Annotated in this window: 18 protein-coding genes, 1 tRNA gene and 1 pseudogene; 10 read left to right on the top strand and 10 right to left on the bottom strand. The window is 64.7% G+C overall.

Features of this window, described 5'->3' with window-relative positions; translation table 11 throughout:
- Positions 1-41: 41 nt before the first annotated feature.
- Positions 42-731: a crotonase/enoyl-CoA hydratase family protein gene (locus tag LOY33_RS18350; RefSeq protein WP_258659503.1), complete on the bottom strand. Its 690-nt coding sequence runs from the start codon at positions 729-731 to the stop codon at positions 42-44.
- A 75-nt stretch (positions 732-806) separates the two neighbouring features.
- Between LOY33_RS18350 and LOY33_RS18345 the strand changes: the two genes are divergently transcribed.
- From LOY33_RS18345 to LOY33_RS18335, 3 genes are all read left to right on the top strand, one after another.
- Positions 807-1004 (top strand): hypothetical protein, encoded by a 198-nt coding sequence (locus LOY33_RS18345; protein WP_148071534.1) that lies wholly within the window; start codon positions 807-809, stop codon positions 1002-1004.
- Positions 1000-1089: transfer RNA gene (locus LOY33_RS18340), tRNA-Ser, on the top strand. Before LOY33_RS18345 ends, LOY33_RS18340 begins: the two co-directional genes overlap by 5 nt.
- A gap of 78 nt (positions 1090-1167) precedes the next feature.
- The gene (locus LOY33_RS18335) at positions 1168-1683 is read left to right on the top strand and encodes a hypothetical protein (protein WP_043862726.1); all 516 of its coding nucleotides are present in this window, start codon (positions 1168-1170) and stop codon (positions 1681-1683) included.
- Between the two features lie 88 nt (positions 1684-1771).
- Here LOY33_RS18335 and LOY33_RS18330 read toward each other — a convergent pair whose 3' ends face one another.
- Entirely contained in the window at positions 1772-3931 is a 2160-nt protein-coding gene (locus LOY33_RS18330) for a TonB-dependent siderophore receptor (RefSeq protein WP_258659498.1), read from the bottom strand.
- A gap of 103 nt (positions 3932-4034) precedes the next feature.
- Positions 4035-5225: an MFS transporter gene (locus LOY33_RS18325; RefSeq protein ID WP_258659496.1), complete on the bottom strand. Its 1191-nt coding sequence runs from the start codon at positions 5223-5225 to the stop codon at positions 4035-4037.
- 106 nt (positions 5226-5331) lie between these two features.
- Between LOY33_RS18325 and LOY33_RS18320 the strand changes: the two genes are divergently transcribed.
- Positions 5332-6219: a LysR family transcriptional regulator gene (locus LOY33_RS18320; RefSeq protein WP_258659494.1), complete on the top strand. Its 888-nt coding sequence runs from the start codon at positions 5332-5334 to the stop codon at positions 6217-6219.
- A 38-nt stretch (positions 6220-6257) separates the two neighbouring features.
- Here the strand turns inward: LOY33_RS18320 and LOY33_RS18315 are convergent, their stop codons facing one another.
- Together LOY33_RS18315 and LOY33_RS18310 are read right to left on the bottom strand one after the other, a co-directional pair.
- Positions 6258-6740 (bottom strand): GreA/GreB family elongation factor, encoded by a 483-nt coding sequence (locus LOY33_RS18315; RefSeq protein ID WP_043862730.1) that lies wholly within the window; start codon positions 6738-6740, stop codon positions 6258-6260.
- Position 6741: 1 nt separating this feature from the next.
- Positions 6742-7134: a hypothetical protein gene (locus LOY33_RS18310; RefSeq protein WP_043862731.1), complete on the bottom strand. Its 393-nt coding sequence runs from the start codon at positions 7132-7134 to the stop codon at positions 6742-6744.
- Positions 7135-7271: 137 nt separating this feature from the next.
- Here LOY33_RS18310 and earP point away from each other — a divergent pair, with 137 nt between their 5' ends.
- Together earP and LOY33_RS18300 are read left to right on the top strand one after the other, a co-directional pair.
- Positions 7272-8405: an elongation factor P maturation arginine rhamnosyltransferase EarP gene (gene earP, locus LOY33_RS18305; protein WP_258659490.1), complete on the top strand. Its 1134-nt coding sequence runs from the start codon at positions 7272-7274 to the stop codon at positions 8403-8405.
- 48 nt (positions 8406-8453) lie between these two features.
- On the top strand, positions 8454-9026 hold the full coding sequence (locus LOY33_RS18300; RefSeq protein ID WP_043862733.1) for an elongation factor P: 573 nt from the start codon (positions 8454-8456) through the stop codon (positions 9024-9026).
- A gap of 78 nt (positions 9027-9104) precedes the next feature.
- On the opposite strand, the gene LOY33_RS18295 is transcribed toward LOY33_RS18300, so the two are convergent.
- Complete coding sequence (locus tag LOY33_RS18295) at positions 9105-9563, bottom strand: MarR family winged helix-turn-helix transcriptional regulator (protein ID WP_043862734.1); 459 nt, start codon at positions 9561-9563, stop codon at positions 9105-9107.
- Between the two features lie 51 nt (positions 9564-9614).
- Entirely contained in the window at positions 9615-10571 is a 957-nt protein-coding gene (locus LOY33_RS18290; protein WP_054915829.1) for a LysR family transcriptional regulator, read from the bottom strand.
- A 105-nt stretch (positions 10572-10676) separates the two neighbouring features.
- Here LOY33_RS18290 and LOY33_RS18285 point away from each other — a divergent pair, with 105 nt between their 5' ends.
- Positions 10677-11426, top strand: a complete 750-nt coding sequence (locus tag LOY33_RS18285; RefSeq protein ID WP_054915828.1) for a sulfite exporter TauE/SafE family protein — start codon at positions 10677-10679, stop codon at positions 11424-11426.
- Between the two features lie 48 nt (positions 11427-11474).
- Here LOY33_RS18285 and LOY33_RS18280 read toward each other — a convergent pair whose 3' ends face one another.
- Positions 11475-12821: a class II 3-deoxy-7-phosphoheptulonate synthase gene (locus tag LOY33_RS18280; RefSeq protein WP_054915827.1), complete on the bottom strand. Its 1347-nt coding sequence runs from the start codon at positions 12819-12821 to the stop codon at positions 11475-11477.
- A gap of 128 nt (positions 12822-12949) precedes the next feature.
- On the opposite strand from LOY33_RS18280, the gene LOY33_RS18275 reads away from it, so the two are divergent.
- Together LOY33_RS18275 and LOY33_RS18270 are read left to right on the top strand one after the other, a co-directional pair.
- Complete coding sequence (locus LOY33_RS18275; protein WP_043862738.1) at positions 12950-13705, top strand: spermidine synthase; 756 nt, start codon at positions 12950-12952, stop codon at positions 13703-13705.
- A 322-nt stretch (positions 13706-14027) separates the two neighbouring features.
- Positions 14028-15738: pseudogene (locus LOY33_RS18270) on the top strand (DEAD/DEAH box helicase).
- 105 nt (positions 15739-15843) lie between these two features.
- Here LOY33_RS18270 and LOY33_RS18265 read toward each other — a convergent pair.
- Positions 15844-16611, bottom strand: coding sequence for a class III extradiol ring-cleavage dioxygenase (locus LOY33_RS18265; RefSeq protein WP_054915826.1), 768 nt, complete (start codon positions 16609-16611; stop codon positions 15844-15846).
- Between the two features lie 105 nt (positions 16612-16716).
- Here LOY33_RS18265 and LOY33_RS18260 point away from each other — a divergent pair, with 105 nt between their 5' ends.
- On the top strand, positions 16717-17370 hold the full coding sequence (locus LOY33_RS18260; protein ID WP_058541062.1) for a thiopurine S-methyltransferase: 654 nt from the start codon (positions 16717-16719) through the stop codon (positions 17368-17370).
- Between the two features lie 51 nt (positions 17371-17421).
- Here the strand turns inward: LOY33_RS18260 and htpX are convergent, their stop codons facing one another.
- Positions 17422-18309 carry a protease HtpX gene (gene htpX, locus LOY33_RS18255; RefSeq protein WP_043862742.1) on the bottom strand — a complete coding sequence of 296 codons (888 nt, stop codon included), beginning with the start codon at positions 18307-18309 and terminating at the stop codon, positions 17422-17424.
- Between the last annotated feature and the right edge of the window lie 22 nt (positions 18310-18331).

Below are 18331 nucleotides of genomic sequence, written 5' to 3'. Positions count from 1 at the left end.
CTGCAGGAGCCGGCCTTGCCGGCGAATGGCGCGACCCGCTATCAGACCGGGTGTTCCTGGTCGCGAATGATCGCGTCGTCCAGCAGGTCCAGCAGCGCCTTGCGCACCTTGAGCTTGGTCTTCTTGTGCGCGTTCATGTTGATGGTCTTGAGTTGCTGCGCCGCTGCCAGGGCGGTTGCGTGCAACTGCTCCACCGGCACCACCTTGTCGAGGAAGCCGGCATCCACGGCACTGGCCGGGTCGAACATCTCGGCATTGATGACCGAGCGGTGGAAGGCCGAGCGACGCAGGCGATCACGCGCCAGCTCGATGCCGGCGTGGTGCATGGTCATGCCGATCTGCACTTCATTCAGGCCGATGCGGAACGGGCCTTCGACGCCGATGCGGTAGTCGGCCGACAGCAGCAGGAATGCACCCTTGGCCACGGCGTGGCCAGGGCAGGCGACGATCACCGGGAACGGATGCGACAGCAGGCGCCGGGAGAGCGTCGAGCCCGCGGTCACCAGCGCGATGGAGGCCTGTGGCCCAGAGGTCATTACCTTGAGGTCGTAGCCACCGGAGAGGATGCCCGGCTGGCCAGTGAGGATGACGACGGCGCGATCCTGCACGGCACGGTCCAGTGCATCGTTGACGGCTGCGATCACGTCCGGTGAAATGGCGTTGACCTTGCCGTTGTTCAGGGTCAGCGTCGCGATGCCGTCTTCCAGTTGGTAGGTAACCAGCTCACTCATGACAGAGTTCCTTTAGGTGGAGTGGGGCTGACGTTACCCAGCTGCCGCGGTCAGGTAAAGCACCAAGGCTGACCGATGAGTCAGGCGCAGCACGCCGGCCCCGGCATCACGGGCTTCGTGCATGGACCACAGCCGAACCACGCCAGAGATTGGCAGCTTTGCCACTGCTGGCTTAAGCGCATGAATATTCTGAAAAAAACCTTTGCCATTCAAAGTGCTTTCGACTACATTAGCGCGCCTCGACAGGCTGAACAGCTTGGCGAGAACCGGTGAAGTGTCCGAGTGGCTGAAGGAGCACGCCTGGAAAGTGTGTATACAGGAAACTGTATCAAGGGTTCGAATCCCTTCTTCACCGCCATATTCAGATACGCGAAGAGCCCCCGAACTTGAAAGAGTTCGGGGGCTTTTTGTTGGGCCATTGAAAAGGAAGTTTCAGATGCTTGCAGAGTGCTTTTCCGAACAGCAGATTCTTGCCGCCGAGCAATTGATTGCTCTTGTCAGCCCCACGCCCGAAATGGCCGCCGAGCATCTTCAGGCGTTTCGCGAGCTGGAGCTGGACGAGGATGACATCGAAGAGTTCGAGGACGATCCCAAGCAACTGATGTGGATGGTCAAGGACATCGCCGACTGGGAGTCGGTGTTCTACGTCGACTGGAAGGACACCGAGTCGTTCGTGCAAAGCGTCCAGCAACTGGCAGAAGCACGTGACGCCCAGGTGACCTTTGGCGTGGATGACCCGGAAGATGAAGACTTCCTGGAAAACCACAGCGTGTCGCAACTGATGGTGCTGGCCCATGCCGAGCTTCAGAAGCAGGGCCTGGTGCTGTGGAACTGGTCGACGCTGGAGGACTGCTACAGCGGCTTCATCACCACCCCGGCCGCGGCGGCCGACCTGAGCGAAATCGCCGGGATACTGGAAGTGCAGTTCCGCGAGGGTAGCGAGCCGTTCTGATCGGCGGCGCGCTGTTCGCCAGCCAGGCTGGCTCCTGCAGGCAAGGCGAACGCCTGTGCAGGAGCCGGCCTTGCCGGCGAACGCATTCTCAGAAGCTCACAGCAGCCGACACCCGCGCAGTTCGCGGCGCGCCCTGAAACAGGTAGCCGTCGCCCAGATACTCCCCCGCGTCCCTCCAGTAGCGCCGATCGAACACGTTATCCACTGTCAGGCGCAGCACCGTGTCATACCCGCCGATGCGCGTGCGATAGCGGCTGCCAATGTCGAACACCGCATAGCCACCCACCGCCACCGTACCTGCCTGGTTGGCATACTTGCTCGCGCTGTAGCGCGCCCCACCCAGCAGCGCCAACCCCGGTACTCCCGGGAGGCTGTAGTCGGCTTGCAGCGCCGCGCGCAGATTCGGCACGTTCAGCGCCTGATGGTCGTCGTACGCCCGCGTGCCGCTGCCGCCGACCCGTGCACGAATGGCCGCGGCACTGGCGTTGATCTGCAGGTTCGACGTTACCCAGCCGCTGGCCGCCAGCTCCAGGCCGGTGTTCTTCTGCTGTCCCTGCTGCACGTAGGTGAAGTCACCGCTGCCATCCGGCTGGGCATACTGATACCCCTGGCGCAGCTGGAACAGCGCCGCGCTCAGGCTCATGCGCTGCCATTCACGCTTGATACCCAGTTCGAGCTGGCGTGACGTGGTGGGGGCCAGGATGTCCTGGCTGTTGAGCGCGAACCACGGCGCGGCATTGCCCGACGACAGCCCCTTGCTGTAGCTGGCGTACAGCGAAATGTCCGCGCGCGGCTTGTAGATCAGCGCGGCGTTGGGCAGCAGTTCATATTGCCGGGTATGCCGGCGCAGGTTCCCATCTTCACCAAAGGCCTGCTCGTCCAGGCGTACAACGCGCGCACCGAGTACCGTCTGCCAGTGTTCGTCGAAGCTGATTCGGTCGCTGGCGAACAGGCCGTACTGGCGGCTGTCGAGGCGGCGTTCGCGGTGGCCCGGGCTGCCGTCGAAGGGCTCCAGTGCCGGCGTAGGCTGGTAGATGTTGCCGCTGCCGATCCACTCGTTGAACGTCGGTCGCTGGTCGACAGTGCGCCGTTGCGCGCTGCTGCCGACCGTCAGCTCGTGCTCCAGGCCCGCCAGGGCAAACAAGCCGTTGAGGGTGACCTGTGCCTCGTCGGTGCGCCGGGTATCGTCCGGGCTGCGGTAGTCGTAGATGTCGTAGTCGCCCTCGGGGCTGAAGTAGTTCGGCACCTTCGAGCCTGCGCAGCTGGCGGCGCCGTAGCAACCCCAGGCGAACGCGCTGTAGTCGTCGATCACCACGCGGCTGCGCGAAGCGCTCACGCTGCCGGTCCAGGTGTCGCTGAAGCGGTATTCGAAGCGACCGCCCAGGTTCAGCGAGTCGATCTGCACCGGCTTGGCCCAGTGCTGATAGGCCAGGCGATCGTCGGGGTCGATGCCGTGGGGCAGGCGGTTGCCGCCGAGCAACTGGTAGCCGGGCACCGAGCGCTGCTCGCGCTGCTGGTACTCGACATCCAGTTGCAGCAGCGCATCCGGGTTCACTTGCCAGTCGAAGGCCAGCGAAGCGAAGTCGCGCTGGCCGTCGGCATGGTCGACGTAGGAGCGGATATCTTCATGGGCCAGGTTTGCGCGCAGGCCGAACTGGCGTTCGCTGCCAAACCAGCCGCCCAGGTCGGTGGCGATGTAGCGCTCGCCCAAGGCCGTGCTCGATACCGTGAGCGAACGGATATCCTGCGGGCGCTTGGTCACATAGTTGATCAGCCCGCCGGGTTCGGCTACTCCGCTTTGCAGGCCCGACAGCCCCTTGAGCAACTCGACCTGCTGCTTGTTCTCGAGCGCCACGTTCTGCTCGCCGGCGATGGTCTGGCCATTGATGGTGTAGCTGTGGGCGGCGTCCAGTTCGAAGCCGCGCACGTTGAAGTTCTCGTAGTAGCCGATGGGCGCATAGCTCTCGCCGACCGAGGCATCGCTTTGTAGCACCTCGCTGAGCAGGCGCACCTGGCGGTCCTGCAGCAACTGTTCGGTGAACACCGACACCGAGGCGGGGGTGTCGAGCAGCGGCGCCGGGCCAAAGCCGGCCACCGAGGCCTGGCGCGGCTGGTAGCCGTCCTCGAGCACATCGGACACGTTCAGGGGCGCGAGGGTGATGCCGCTGTCGGCCAGGGTGGTGGACGAGCTCAGGGCCAGGCCGAGGCTCAGCAGCCCCAGGGGCAGGCGAGGGTGGTGCAGGGTCATGCGCAGGTTCCTTGAAGGCCAGCAACAGGCGCGCCGGCAGGCGGGGCGCCATGTTACCTGAAGGGGGCCTGCGGGTAGGAGCCAGCCTTGTTGGCGAACGCCGTTACGCGGCCTTCACCTGAGCCGAGCGGCGCTCCACCCACAGCCACACCACCAGCGCCACGCCGCCGATCATCAGCCCTGCCACCACGATGCCGTTCCAGCCGTGGGCCTGGAACAACTGCGTACCCAGCAGCGAGCCCAGTGCGCCACCGATGAAGTAGCAGGTGATGTACCCGGCATTGAGTCGGTTGCGTGCCTCGGGGCGCAGGGCGATCACCGCGTTCTGGTTGCTCACGTGCACCAGCTGTACCGCCAGGTCGAGCACCAGCACGCCAATCAGCAGGGCGGCGAGCGACACCTGGGCGAAGGCCAGCGGTACCCAGGCCAGCACCAGGGCCAGCAGCCCCACGGTGGTGCCCAGCGAGCCCTTGCCGCGGTCGGCCAGGCGCCCGGCCCAGTTGGCGGCCAGGGCGCCGGCCGCACCGGCCAGGCCGAACAGCCCGATCACCGCATCGGAGTAGTGGTAAGGCTCGGCTGCCAGCAGAAACGCCAGGGGTGTCCAGAACAGCGCGAACAGGCAGAACGACAGCAGCCCCAGCAACGAGCGCAGGCGCAGCACCGGCTCATCCACGAACAGGCGGAACACCGAACCGATCAGTGCGGGGTACTTGAGCCCGGCGTGCTGGTGGCGCTCGGGCAGGGCCCTGGCCAGGGCGATGGCGCTCAGGGCCATGAGCGCAGCGGCCAGCAGGTAGATGCTGCGCCAGTCACCCAGGGTCGCCATGAACCCGGCAGCGGTGCGCGCCAGCAGAATGCCCAGCAGCAGGCCGCTCATCAGGGTGCCGACCACTCGCCCGCGCTCGGACGGGTCGCTCAGGCCGGCGGCCATCGGCACCAGTACCTGCGCCACCACCGAGAACAGTCCGGTCAGGGTGGTGCCGATCAGCAGCCACATCAGGCTGGGGGCGAAGGCGCTGATCAGCAGGCCGACCGTGGCGATGGCGATCATGCTGACGATCAGGCGGCGTTGTTCGAACAGGTCACCCAGCGGCGCCAGCAGCAACAGGCCGGCGCCGTAGCTCAGCTGGGCGGCAATCACGATGCTGCCGGCGGTGGCGGTGGTCAGGCCGAAATGCTGAGCGATGCTGTGCAGCAAGGGCTGCGCATAGTAGTTGCTGGCCACGGCCAGGCCGGTGGCGGTTGCCATCAGCAGAATCAGGGCGCGGCTCAGGTGAGTTGTGGCGGGGGCCATGGACCGTCTCGTTGTCAGGGGGGAAGGGGAGTGCATTATCGAAAATGCGCTAGCATGACGCCAATGAATCGTTTAGATCCCATCAATCTCTTGTGCAGATGGAAAGATGAACCTCAAGCAGATCGAATACGCGCTGGCGGTGGCCGATACCGGTAGTTTCACCCGTGCGGCCGAACGTTGTCATGTGGTGCAGTCGGCTTTGAGTCATCAGGTGGCGCGTCTGGAGGAGCAACTGGGCACCTTGCTGTTCGAGCGCAGCTCGCGCCGGGTGCGCCTTACACCTGCGGGCGAAGCCTTCGTGCTCAGCGCACGCACGGCGCTGGAGGCCACCCGGCGCATCGCCGAGGACGTGGCCGCAGCCTGTGGCGAAGTGCGCGGGCGCTTGTCCATCGGCGAGATCAGCTCGCTGACCGAGCTGGACCTGGTGGACCTGCTGGCCGGTTTTCACGGGCAGTACCCGCAGGTGGACATTCGCTGGCTGATCGGCAAGAGCGAGCTGCTGATTGCCGATGTGCGCGAACGGCGCCTGGATGTGGCGTTCATCGGCGTCTGGCCGGGGGAGCCGCTGGCGGGGGTGGCGTCGCGCCTGCTGGCGGCCGAGGAGCTGGTGGCGGTGCTGCCGCTGCAGCACCCGCTGGCAGGCATCGGGCGTCTGGCGCTGGAGCAACTGGAAGACCAGCCTCTGGTGGACTTCCAGGCTGGCAGCGGCGCGCGTCGACAGACCGACGAGGCATTTGCCGCCGCAGGGGTGCGTCATCGGGTGCAGTTCGAGGTGGGCAGTATCGGCCTGATCGAGAAGTTCGTGCAGCGTGGCCTGGCCCTGGGGCTGGTGCCGGCAAGGATCGCCGCAGGCTTCAAGGGCGTAGCCGCAGTACCGGTGTGCGATGCCCCGGTGCGCCACCTGTACGCGATCTGGTCGACCACCCCGACGCCGGCGGCGCGGGCCTTCGTCCAGTTGCTGGAGCAGAACCTGGCGGCAAGGGCAAGCCATTAGCCGTGGCAGCCTCTTTGCTGGCAAGCCAGCGAAGTGCTTCAGAGCACTTCCACCAGTTCGTAGACCTGGCGCCCATTGCCCAGTACCAGCACCACCTCGTCGCCCTCGAGCTTGCCCATCAGGCTTTGCCCCAAAGGTGAGCGCGGGGTGATCACCGTGATCAGCGCCTGCCCTTCGCCGATTTTCAGCCCTGCCGCTTCCGGCCCCAGGAACACGCGCTGCTGGCGATCCTGTTCGTCGGCCAGCAGCACCAGGTTGCTCAGTTGCACGCCGGCCTCGGGGTCGTAGTCGCGCAGGGTCAGTTGCTGGTACGCCAGCCGTGCCTGGCGAATCTCCTCCATGCGCCGGGCCTGCCCGGTGGCCAGGTACGAGGCTTCCAGGCCGAGGGTGTCGTACTTGTTCTCGGCGATGTTCTCCTCGGCAGTGGCCGCCTCATACGCGGTCTGCGCAGCACGTTGCGCCACGTCGAGGTCGACGCCCAGGCGCTCGATGATGCGCGCCAGCAGGTCGGTCTTGTTCATCTCAGTTGCAGAACTCAAGGACATTGGCGCGGCTTTTCTCGGTGGGGGCGGTACGGTTCTGTTGCAGCCAGAACTGGCATCTGGGGTTGGACAGGTTGCGCGGGCTGCCCTGGGCCTGCTCCTCGGCCTGCTGCACCGCCTGATCGTGCAGGATCTGCTTGTACTGCTCGAACATGCGGTTCTGCTCCGGCGACTGCTGCGGCGCCACGGCCGGCGCGGGCGGGGCGATCACCTCGTGCAGGGGCTGGCGCAGGTCGGGCAGGTACTGCCAGCCCAGCCACAGGGTCAGCATGATGGCAACGAAGCCCAGCCACAGGCCGATGGCCACGCACAGGATCAGTTGCAGCGGGTTTTGCGAAATTTTCAGTTCACGGCGACGCGCACGGTACGACATGGCAGCCTCCTGGCCAGGACAATGGCGGCGATTGTCGCATGCAGCGCGGGTTTTATTCAGCCTCGCTACTGTTGTCTGCAATGATTAACCCGGACAATCGGCGCTTTTTGTTTCCGGCTCAACGTGAGGTGCCTGCCATGAAACCGACCTGGGATATCTTCTGTTGCGTCGTCGACAACTATGGCGACATCGGCGTCACCTGGCGCCTGGCCCGGCAACTGGTGGCCGAACACGACGTGGCGGTGCGCCTGTGGGTGGATGAACTGGCGGCCTTCGTGCGCCTGTGCCCCGAGGCGGACGCCCAGGCCCGGCAGCAATGGCAGCAAGGCGTCGAGGTGTGCCTGTGGCCGGCCGACTGGCAGCCGACGGCAGTGCCGGACGTGGTGATCGGCGCCTTCGGCTGCCACTTGCCAGCGGCCTATGTCCAGGCCATGCAGGACCGCACCGTGCCGGCAGTGTGGCTGAACCTGGAGTACCTGAGCGCCGAGGACTGGGTGGAAGGCTGCCACGGCCTGCCGTCGCCCCAGGCCAATGGCCTGCGCAAGGTGTTCTTCTTTCCGGGGTTCACGCCCGGTACCGGCGGGTTGCTGCGCGAAGCCACGTTGCTGACGCGGCGCAAGGCGTTCGAAGACGACCCGCAGGCCCGTCAGGCATTCCTGCGCGGCCTGGGCGTGAGGGTGCATGAGGGTGCACGGCTGATCTCGTTGTTCGCCTATGAGAACCCGGGCCTGGCCAGTTGGCTCGATGTGCTGGCCGCCGACACCCGCCCCAGTCACCTGCTGGTGCCCGAGGGGCGCATCCTGGGGGATGTGCAGGCCTGGCTGGGCGAGAGCGGGCTGGGGGTGGGCAGTGTGACGCAGCGTGGGGCGCTGACGGTGCAGATCCTGCCCTTCGTCAGCCAGGATGACTATGATCGGCTGCTGTGGTGCTGCGAGTTCAATGCGGTGCGCGGCGAGGACTCGTTCGTGCGTGCTCAGTGGGCCGGGCGGCCACTGCTGTGGCACATCTATGTGCAGGAAGAGTACGCCCACTGGGAAAAGCTCGAGGCCTTTCTGGACCATTACACCCAGGGGTTGTCGGCCCCGGCAGCCGCCGCGCTGGTGGCGCTGTGGCGGGCCTGGAACATGGATCGCGACATGGGCCAGGCGTGGCGCGAGCTGCTGGCGCACTGGCCGGAACTGAGCGCCCACGCCGAGAGCTGGTGCGCCGCGCAGGCCGCTCAGCCGGACCTTGCCACGGCGCTGGTACAGTTTTGTCGAAATTCGCTATGATATGCGGCCTCGATTTTTGTAAATCCATCCAAATTCGGATATCTCGCAATGAAAACTGGTAAAGAGCTGAAACCCGGTACCGTGATCCGTATCGACAACGACCCTTGGCTGGTTCAGAAAGCTGAATTCACCAAATCGGGCCGTAACAGCGCGATCATGAAGACCAAGCTGAAAAACCTGCTGACCGGCTACAAGACCGAAACCGTCTACAGCGCCGACGACAAGCTGGACGACGTGATCCTCGACCGCAAAGAAGCGACCCTGTCCTTCATCAGCGGCGACACCTACACGTTCATGGACACCACCGACTACACCATGTACGAGCTGAACGCCGAAGACATCGAAAGCGTTCTGCCTTTCGTTGAAGAAGGCATGACCGATGTGTGCGAAGCCGTATTCTTCGAAGACCGCCTGGTTTCCGTAGAGCTGCCGACCACTATCGTGCGTCAGGTCGACTACACCGAAGGTTCCGCCCGTGGCGATACCTCCGGCAAGGTCATGAAGCCTGCCAAACTGAAGAACGGTACCGAGCTGTCGGTTGCCGACTTCATCGAGATCGGTGACTGGATCGAGATCGACACCCGCGAAGGTGGCTCCTACAAGGGCCGCGCCAAGGTTTAAACCTGGCGATCTGCGCGAACACGAAAACCCGGCCAAGGCCGGGTTTTTTTATGCCCTGCATGCGCGGCTGCAGCGCCGTCAGAGGCTGTTCTGCAGGTTGTCGCGCAGTGCCAGCAGCTCGGCCTGCAAGCGTTGCAGGCGCTCCAGCGAGTGGCCGCTGGCGCCCAGGATGCACGGCGGTATCGAGCGTGCCTGCGCTTGCAGGGCACGCCCCTGGGCAGTCAGTTGCACGATCACCACGCGCTCGTCCTCGCGGCTGCGGGTGCGCTTGAGCAGGCCCTCGGCTTCCAGGCGCTTGAGCAAGGGCGTGAGCGAGCCGGGGTCGGTCAGCAGGCGATGGCTGATTTCGCCGACGGTAAGCCCGTCCTGCTCCCATAGCACCAGCATGGCCAGGTACTGCGGGTAGGTCAGGCCCAGTGCCTGCAGCAGTGGCTTGTACACCTTGGTCATGAGCAGTGACGTGGAGTGCAGGGCGAAGCACACCTGATTGTCGAGCAGCAGCTCATCGTAAACGGGCGCTTTGGAGGTGGCGTTCATGCGGCTCCTTTCTATCTGGTCCATGAAATGGTGGCGCGCATGCTATGCGCGCTATTGCCAGCGCAGCTCGCTCTGCAGTGCCAGGTCCCAGGGAGGGATGGGGCTGAAGCGGCTCTTGAGGAATTCGAGCAGCAAACGGCTGCGAGAGTTCGTTTCATGTTCAAGGCGCAATGCATAGACACCGCTGGTTTCGGCCGGGGGCAGCCCGTTCTCGCAGAACAGCGGCAGCAGGTCGCCGCGCAGCAGGTACTCGCTGATCAGCCAGGTGGGCAGGTGCGCGATGCCCAGGCCCGCCAGGGCGCCGAACAGCAGGGTCTCGGCGTTGTTGGCGCTCATGCGCATGCGCGAGGGGCGCAGCAGACGCATCTGCCCGTCCACCGCGAAGCGCCAGGCGAAGGGTGGGGCCAGGCCATCCCAGTCCAGCCCGTCGTGCTCTGGCAGGTCGCAGGGGCTGGCAGGCACGCCGCGGGCCTGCAGGTAGGCGGGGCTGGCGCAGGCAATGCGCACCATGTACGCCAGCGGTGTTGCCACCAGCCGGGTATCGGCCAGAGGGCCTGCACGCAGCACCAGGTCGACTTCGCCCAGGTGCGCGCCCTGCAGGTCGACGAAGCTGTCGATCAGGCGCAGTTGTACATCCAGGCCCGGGTACGCCACCAGAAAATCGGCGATGGCCGGTGCCAGGTGGCGGCGGCCGAACGCCGAAGGCGCATCGATGCGGATCAGGCCCTCCGGTGCATTGCTCAGCGACACGGCCTCGGCGCGGGCCAGACGCAGCTCTTCGACGATACGCCGGGCGCGTTCGGCGAATGCATTGCCGGCGGGCGTGGGGCGTACCGCATGGGTGCTGCGCACGAACAGGCGGCTGCCCACGGCGGCCTCCAGGGTATCGATGCGTCGGGCCACCGCCGAAGGGGTCAGCGGGTGGCGCCGCGCCGCGGCAGAAAAGCTGCCGCTTTCGAGCACATCGAGAAACAGGCTCAGGTGTTGGGTGAGGGCGTCCGGGGTCATGGTGATTGCTTGTGCGAATTGGGCACAGCCATTGTGCGTTGCTGTGCGTTTCCCCGCTAGCCCGCCATCGGTAGCATGGCGCTATTGCAGAGCAGAGAGGCGAGCATGGTCGAGTGGTTGATGTACATCGTATTGGGAGCAGGGCTGGGTACCCTGGGCGGGCTGTTCGGGATCGGCGGCGGCCTGATCGCGATCCCCGTGCTGGGCGTGCTGTTCGGCCTTGACCAGCAACTGGCCCAGGGCACCGCGCTGGTGATGGTGGTGCCGAACGTGTTGCTGGCGCTGTGGCGCTATCACCAGCGCAATCGCATCGAGCTGCGTCATGCATTGCCCTTGTCGCTGGCCGGCTTCGTGTTCGCCTGGCTCGGCTCGATCTGGGCGGTGGGGTTGGATGCACAGGCCATGCGCGTCGGCTTCGTGGTGTTTCTGGTGGCGCTGACGGTGTGGAACCTGGTGCGCATGTTCACTCGCAACTCGCCGCCTTCGACCGAGTTGCGCCAGCCCTGGCCCTGGCTGGGTGTGCTGGGCGGGGGTGCCGGTGTGGTCGGCGGGCTGTTCGGGGTAGGGGGCGCGGTGGTCGCCACACCGGTGCTGACCAGTGTGTTCGGCACCACCCAGGTGGTTGCCCAGGGCCTGTCGCTGGCACTGGCGGCGCCCAGTACCTCGGTCACGCTGCTGACCTACGGGCTGCACCAGCATGTGGACTGGAACATGGGCATCGCGCTGGCACTGGGCGGCTTGCTGAGTATCAGCTGGGGCGTGAAGCTGGCCCATGCGCTGCCGGAAAAGGTCCTGCGCTCGTTGTTCTGTGTGTTTCTGGTGGTGTGCGCGTTGATGCTGGGCTTCAGGGTCTGAAGCCCGCCGCGGGTCGAGCCGGCACGGCCGTCGAGAGCCGTGCAGGTGTCAGCGCCGTACCTGCTTGAGCGTTTCGGCGATCAGGAACGCCAGCTCCAGCGACTGGTCGGCGTTCATGCGCGGGTCGCAGTGGGTGTGGTAACGGTCGGACAGCGCGTCTTCGGTGATCGGCCGGGCGCCGCCGATGCATTCGGTGACGTTCTGACCGGTCATCTCGATGTGAATGCCACCGGCATGGCTGCCTTCGGCCTGGTGCACCTGGAAGAACTGCTTGACCTCGCCCAGGATCTGCGCGAAATCGCGGGTCTTGTAGCCGCTGCTGGCCTTGATGGTATTGCCGTGCATCGGGTCGGAGCTCCACAGCACCTTGCGCCCCTCGCGCTCGACGCTGCGGATCAGCCCCGGCAGGTGCTCGCCGACCTTGTTGGCCCCCATGCGCACGATCAGGTTGAGCCGGCCCGGGTCGTTGGCCGGGTTGAGGATGTCGATCAGGCGGATCAGCTCCTCGGTGTTCATGCTCGGGCCCACCTTGACCCCGATCGGGTTGTTCACCCCGCGCAGGAACTCCACGTGGGCGCCGTCCAGCTGACGGGTGCGATCACCGATCCAGAGCATGTGCGCCGAGCAGTCGAAGTAGTCGCCGGTCAGGCTGTCGCGCCGCACGAAGGCTTCCTCGTAGTTGAGCAGCAGCGCCTCGTGCGCGGTGAAAAAGCTGGTTTCGCGCAGTTGCGGCGAGCTGTCCATGCCGCAGGCGCGCATGAAGGCCAGGGTTTCGTCGATGCGGTCGGCCAGCTGGCTGTACTTTTCGGCCAGCGCCGAGTTGGCGATGAAGTCCAGGTTCCACTTGTGCACCTGGTGCAGGTCGGCGAAACCACCCTGGGCGAAGGCGCGCAGCAGGTTGAGGCTGGCGGTGGACTGGTGATAGGCCTGCAGCAGGCGCTCCGGGTCGGGCACGCGGCTGGCAGGGTCGAAGCCGATGCCGTTGACGATGTCGCCCCGGTAGGCCGGCAGGGTCACCTCGCCGATGGTTTCGTCATTGGACGAGCGCGGCTTGGCGAACTGCCCGGCCATGCGCCCCACCTTGACCACCGGGCAGCCGGCGGCAAAGGTCATGACGATGGCCATCTGCAGCAGCACTTTGAAGGTGTCGCGGATTTTCGCTGCCGAGAACTCGGCAAAGCTTTCGGCGCAATCGCCGCCCTGCAGCAGGAAGGCACGGCCTTCGGTCACTTCGGCGAACTGGCGGCGCAGCTCGCGCGCCTCGCCGGCGAACACCAGCGGCGGGTAGCTGGCCAGGGTCTGCTCGACCTTGAGCAGGTGCGCTGCATCGGGGTAGTGCGGTTGCTGCTGGATCGGCAGGGCACGCCAGCTATCGGGACTCCAGGGTTGGCTCATCACAGGCTCGGTTTCTATCGGAAAAGGGCTGTGAACATGCTAACACCTGGACCCTGCCTTGTTGCATCGCCTGTATTGACGGACAATGGTCGTTTTTGCTTGGGCACATGCAGGTGTCGGGAGAGAGCATGACAGAGGAACGGGTAGAGCGGCTGCTGGCGCAGGTGCACGACGAGTTCGGCACCATCAGCGTGCTGGAAGTCGAGGACTACCGCTTTCTCGAGTTTGGCGAGGCCATCGAGCAGAGCTGCGTATTCACTGCCGACCCGAGCTGGCTGGAGTACGACTATACCCGCGCCATGCTGGTGGGCGCGCTGTGCCACTGCGAGCCTGAAAGCGCGCTGTTTCTCGGCCTGGGTGCCGGTACCCTGACCCAGGCCTGCCTGAAGTTCCTGCCCCTGGAGGACGTGGAGGCCATCGAGCTGCGTCCCGAGGTGCCGCGCCTGGCCATCGAATACCTGGGGCTGGACGATGATCCGCGCCTGTACATCCGCGTGGGTGATGCGGTCGAGCTGCTGGAGACGGCCGAGCCTGCCGACCTGATCTTCGTCGACCTCTACACCGACCACGGGCCCGGCGTCGGCCACCTGGCCTGGAAGTTTCTCGAAGACTGCCAGAAGCGCCTGAACCCCGGCGGCTGGCTGGTCATCAACCAGTGGGCCACCGATGACGGCAAGCCGCTGGGCGCCGCGCTATTGCGCGGGCTGTATCACCGCCATTACTGGGAGCTGCCGGTGAAGGAGGGCAACGTCATCCTGCTGGTGCCCGCCGACCTCGACCAGACCCTCGACCGGGAGGCGCTCACCGCGCGCGCCCGGGCCCTTGAACCGCGCCTGGGCTACTCCCTGCAGCGCCTGATCGAGGTGATCCGACCGGCATCTTGAATAAATCGTTTCAGCTCCGGCCGCGCCGCCAACAGACGCGTGGGCCTCGATCATCGGCAAGGGCTGTCGATTCGAGGCCTCCGGGCTTCTCTTTCCTGTAAAAAAGTCTCACGCGATGCAGGAAATCGGGTATAGTACGCGCCGGTCTTTTACCGGACCTCGTTCAGGTAGTGCAATTCCCCGAAGCCAGCTTCGGCTGCGCGTCCGCACCGCGGACTCTGCCTTGACGTTCCTTTTTTTCTTCAATCGTTTTCGCAAATCCCCGCCGACAAAGCTGCCAGGGTGACCTTCGGGTCTTACAAGGCATGTGCAGCTTTGGAGCATGGGTCTTTGCGGATGCACTTAGAGGCAGACCCATGACCCAGGAAACCGGCGGCTTCGCCGCTCTCGATCTTCATCCAAGTATTGTTGCCGCCGTTATCGCCACTGGCTACGAAGAGCCATCGGCCATTCAGCAGCAATCGATCCCGATTATTCTTGCCGGTCATGACATGATCGGTCAGGCGCAGACAGGTACCGGTAAAACCGCTGCCTTCGCTCTGCCAATCCTGCACCGCATCGACCCGAGCAAGCGCGAGCCGCAAGCCCTGATCCTGGCGCCAACCCGTGAGTTGGCGCTGCAAGTAGCTACCGCATTCGAAACCTACGCCAAGCAGATGCCGGGCGTTACCGTGGTAGCGGTATACGGTGGTGCCCCGATGGGCCCACAACTCAAAGCAATCCGTAACGGCGCGCAGATCGTCGTCGCTACCCCTGGCCGTCTGTGCGACCACCTGCGTCGCGACGAGAAGGTGCTGGCTACCGTCAATCACCTGGTGCTCGACGAAGCTGACGAAATGCTCAAGCTGGGCTTCATGGACGACCTGGAAGTCATCTTCAAGGCCATGCCGGAAACCCGCCAGACCGTACTGTTCTCGGCCACCCTGCCGCAGTCGATCCGTGCGATCGCCGAGCGTCACCTGCGTGACCCGAAACACGTCAAGATCCAGACCAAGACCCAGACCGTGACTGCCATCGAGCAGGCACACCTGATGGTCCACGCCGACCAGAAGGTCTCGGCGGTACTGCGCCTGCTGGAAGTCGAAGAGTTCGATGCACTGATCGCCTTCGTACGTACCAAGCAAGCCACCCTGGACCTGGCCAGCGCCCTGGAAGCCAAAGGCTACAAGGCTGCCGCGCTCAACGGTGACATCGCCCAGAACCAGCGTGAGCGCGTCATCGACTCGCTCAAGGATGGTCGCCTGGACATCGTCGTCGCTACCGACGTCGCTGCCCGTGGTCTGGACGTACCGCGCATCACCCACGTGTTCAACGTCGACATGCCGTACGATCCGGAGTCCTACGTTCACCGTATCGGCCGTACCGGCCGTGCCGGTCGCGAAGGTCGTGCACTGCTGCTGGTCACCCCGCGTGAGCGCCGCATGCTGCAGGTGATCGAGCGTGTGACCGGCCAGAAGGTTGCCGAAGTTCGTCTGCCCAACGCCCAGGCCGTACTGGACGCGCGCATCAAGAAGCTCACCAACAGCCTCGCGCCGTTGGTTGCCGATGCAGAAGCTACCCACGGTGATCTGCTCGACCGCCTGACTGCCGACATCGGTTGCAGCCCGCGTGCCCTGGCCGCGGCCCTGCTGCGCAAGGCCACCAATGGCCAGGCGCTGACCCTGGAAGCCGTCGAGAAAGAGCAGCCGCTGGTGCCGACTTCGGCCCCACGTGGTGATCGTCCTGCCGGTGAGCGCTCCGAGCGCTCCGAGCGTGGCGAGCGTGAGCGTCGCGCGCCGATGCCACTGGGTGAAGGTCGTGCACGTTGCCGTACCGCGCTGGGTGCGCGTGACGGTATCGCGGCCAAGAACCTGCTGGGTGCGATCCTCAACGAAGGCGGCCTGGCCCGCGAAGCGATCGGTCGCATCCAGGTGCGCGACAGCTTCAGCCTGGTCGAGCTGCCGGAAGATGGCCTCGAGAAGCTGCTGACCAAGCTCAAGGACACTCGCGTTGCCGGCAAGCAGCTGAAGCTGCGTCGTTATCGCGAAGATTGATCTTCGAGTGAAATGAAAAATCCCCGACTGGTTCGGGGATTTTTTTTGCCTGGGCGGCCTGTTTCGCTTATAGGGGCCGACCTTGCCGGGGAAAGGGCTGCCGCCTCAGTCGAACCGATAGATATCCATTCCCAGTGCTCCCAGGGTAAAGCCCTGGTGCTCGATCGCGAACCGTTCGCCCGCGCCGCGGGCAAAGTACAGCGGCAGCAGGTGTTCGTCGCTCGGGTGGTTGCGCACCGCAAACGGCGCCTGCCGGCGATAGTCATGCAGGGCCGGCGTGTCGCCCGCAGCCAGCTTGTCGATCATCCAGTCGCGAAACGCCAGTGCCCAGGGCTCTACGCTCTCGGGGCCGGCATGCCAGTCGAGTTCGCGCAGGTTGTGGGTAATGCTGCCGGAGCCGATCAGCAGCACGCCTTCCTCGCGCAGGGCCGCCAGTGCCTGGCCTACCTGTTGCTGGTACGCCGGGCCGTGCTGGCTGGGCAGTGATACCTGCACCACCGGTATGTCCGCCGCCGGGTACATCAGCGACAGGGGCACCCACGCGCCATGGTCGAAAGGCCGCTTGGCATCGAGTGTTGTGGGCAGCCCGGCTTCATTGAGCCGTTGCCTTACCTGTTCGGCGAGCTGTGGGTCGCCGGGGGCTGGGTACTGCACGGCATACAATGCGGCCGGAAAGCCGCCGAAGTCGTGCCAGGTGGGTGGGTGCGGGTTGCTTGTCACGCGCAGTTCGGTGGTTTCCCAGTGCGCAGACATCACGACGATCGCTCTGGGGCGCGGCAGTTGCGCCGCCAGGCGGGCAAGTGCCGGACCGCTGGCACCCGGTTCCAGTGCCAGCATGGGAGAGCCATGGGAGATAAACAGGCTGGGCAGCATCGGGGTGGTCCTGAAGGTTAATATGCAGCCATCTTCAGGCAGATCATTGATCTAAATCTAATATAAGTTTTTGCGGTATTTAATCGAATTTATCGAGGTAAGGTTATGCAGCCCGCGTTCTGGCACAACCGCTGGGAGAACGATCTGATCGGCTTTCACCAGCAGCAGGTCAACCCGTATCTGCAGCAGCATTGGCCCGCACTGGGCATTGCGCCTGGTGCCCGTGTACTGGTGCCGCTGTGCGGCAAGAGCCTGGACATGGCGTGGCTGGCCGCGCAAGGCCACGACGTGCTTGGGGTGGAGTTGTCCGAGCGGGCGGTGAAGGACTTTTTTTCCGAGCATGAGCGGGAGCCGCAGGTTTCGCAGCAGGGGGCCTTCACGGTCTACCGCAGCGAGGGCATCGAGTTGTGGTGTGGCGATTTCTTCGCACTGACCGCGGGTGACGTGCGGGGCTGTACGGGCCTTTACGACCGTGCCGCGATCATCGCCTTGCCGCCTGCCATGCGCGAGCGGTATGTGGCGCATCTGCAGCAGCTCCTGCCGTCGCCTTGCAAGGGCCTGTTGATCACTCTGGACTACGATCAGGCGGTTACTGACGGTCCGCCCTTTGCCGTGCCCGATGAAGAGGTCGAGTGCCTGTTCGGCGAGCATTGGCAGTTGGCGATCGCCGCGCAGGACGACGTGTTGGCGCAGAGCCCCAGGTTCATCAAGGCGGGTGCTGATCGGCTGCTGGAGCGGGTGTACCGTCTGCAACGCTGAAATGAAAAAGGGCGACCCGTGGGTCGCCCTTCCTGTTTGCCTGCTGCTCGCTTAGCCGCGACGACGCAGGGCTTCGATACGATCTTCCAGCGGCGGGTGGCTCATCAGCAGGCCTGCCAGGCCCTGCTTGAGGCCACCATTGATGCCGAAGGCATTCAGGGTGTCAGGCATGTGCACCGGCACGCCCTGTTCAGAACGCAGGCGCTGCAGCGCGCCGATCATCGCGTTGGTGCCGGCCAGGCGGGCGCCGGCTTCGTCGGCGCGGAACTCGCGTTTGCGCGAGAACCACATGACGATGATGCTGGCCAGGATACCCAGGACCAGTTCGGCAACGATGGTCGCGATGTAGTAGGCAATGCCCTGGCCTTCTTCGTTCTTGAAGATCACCTTGTCGACGAAGTTGCCGATGATGCGTGCGAAGAACATCACGAAGGTGTTGACCACACCCTGTACCAGCGCGAGGGTCACCATGTCGCCGTTGGCGACGTGGCCGATCTCGTGGGCCAGCACGGCGCGTACTTCATCACGCGAGAAACGCTCGAGCAGGCCCTGGCTGACCGCGACCAACGCATCGTTGCGATTCCAGCCGGTAGCGAAGGCGTTGGCCTCATAGGCCGGGAAGACGCCCACCTCGGGCATCTTGATGCCTGCCTGGCGGGAAAGCTCTTCGACGGTCTGCAGCAGCCATTGCTCATGGTGGGTGCGCGGCTGGGTGATGATCTGGGTACCGGTGCTCATCTTCGCCATCCACTTGGAGATGAACAGCGAGATCAGCGAGCCGGCAAAGCCGAACACAGCGCAGAAAATCAGCAACTGGTCGAGCTTGAGGTCAACCCCGTTTGCCGCCATGAACCCGTTGAAGCCGAACAGGCTCAGGGTGATGCTGGCAATCAGCACGACCGCAAGGTTGGTGGCCACAAACAGCAAAATGCGCATCATGGTTGTTACGTTCTCCTGACGG

Source organism: Pseudomonas sp. B21-036 (genome assembly GCF_024748925.1).
GTDB lineage: Bacteria > Pseudomonadota > Gammaproteobacteria > Pseudomonadales > Pseudomonadaceae > Aquipseudomonas > Aquipseudomonas palmensis.
This window is presented reverse-complemented; position numbering and strand designations above follow the sequence as displayed.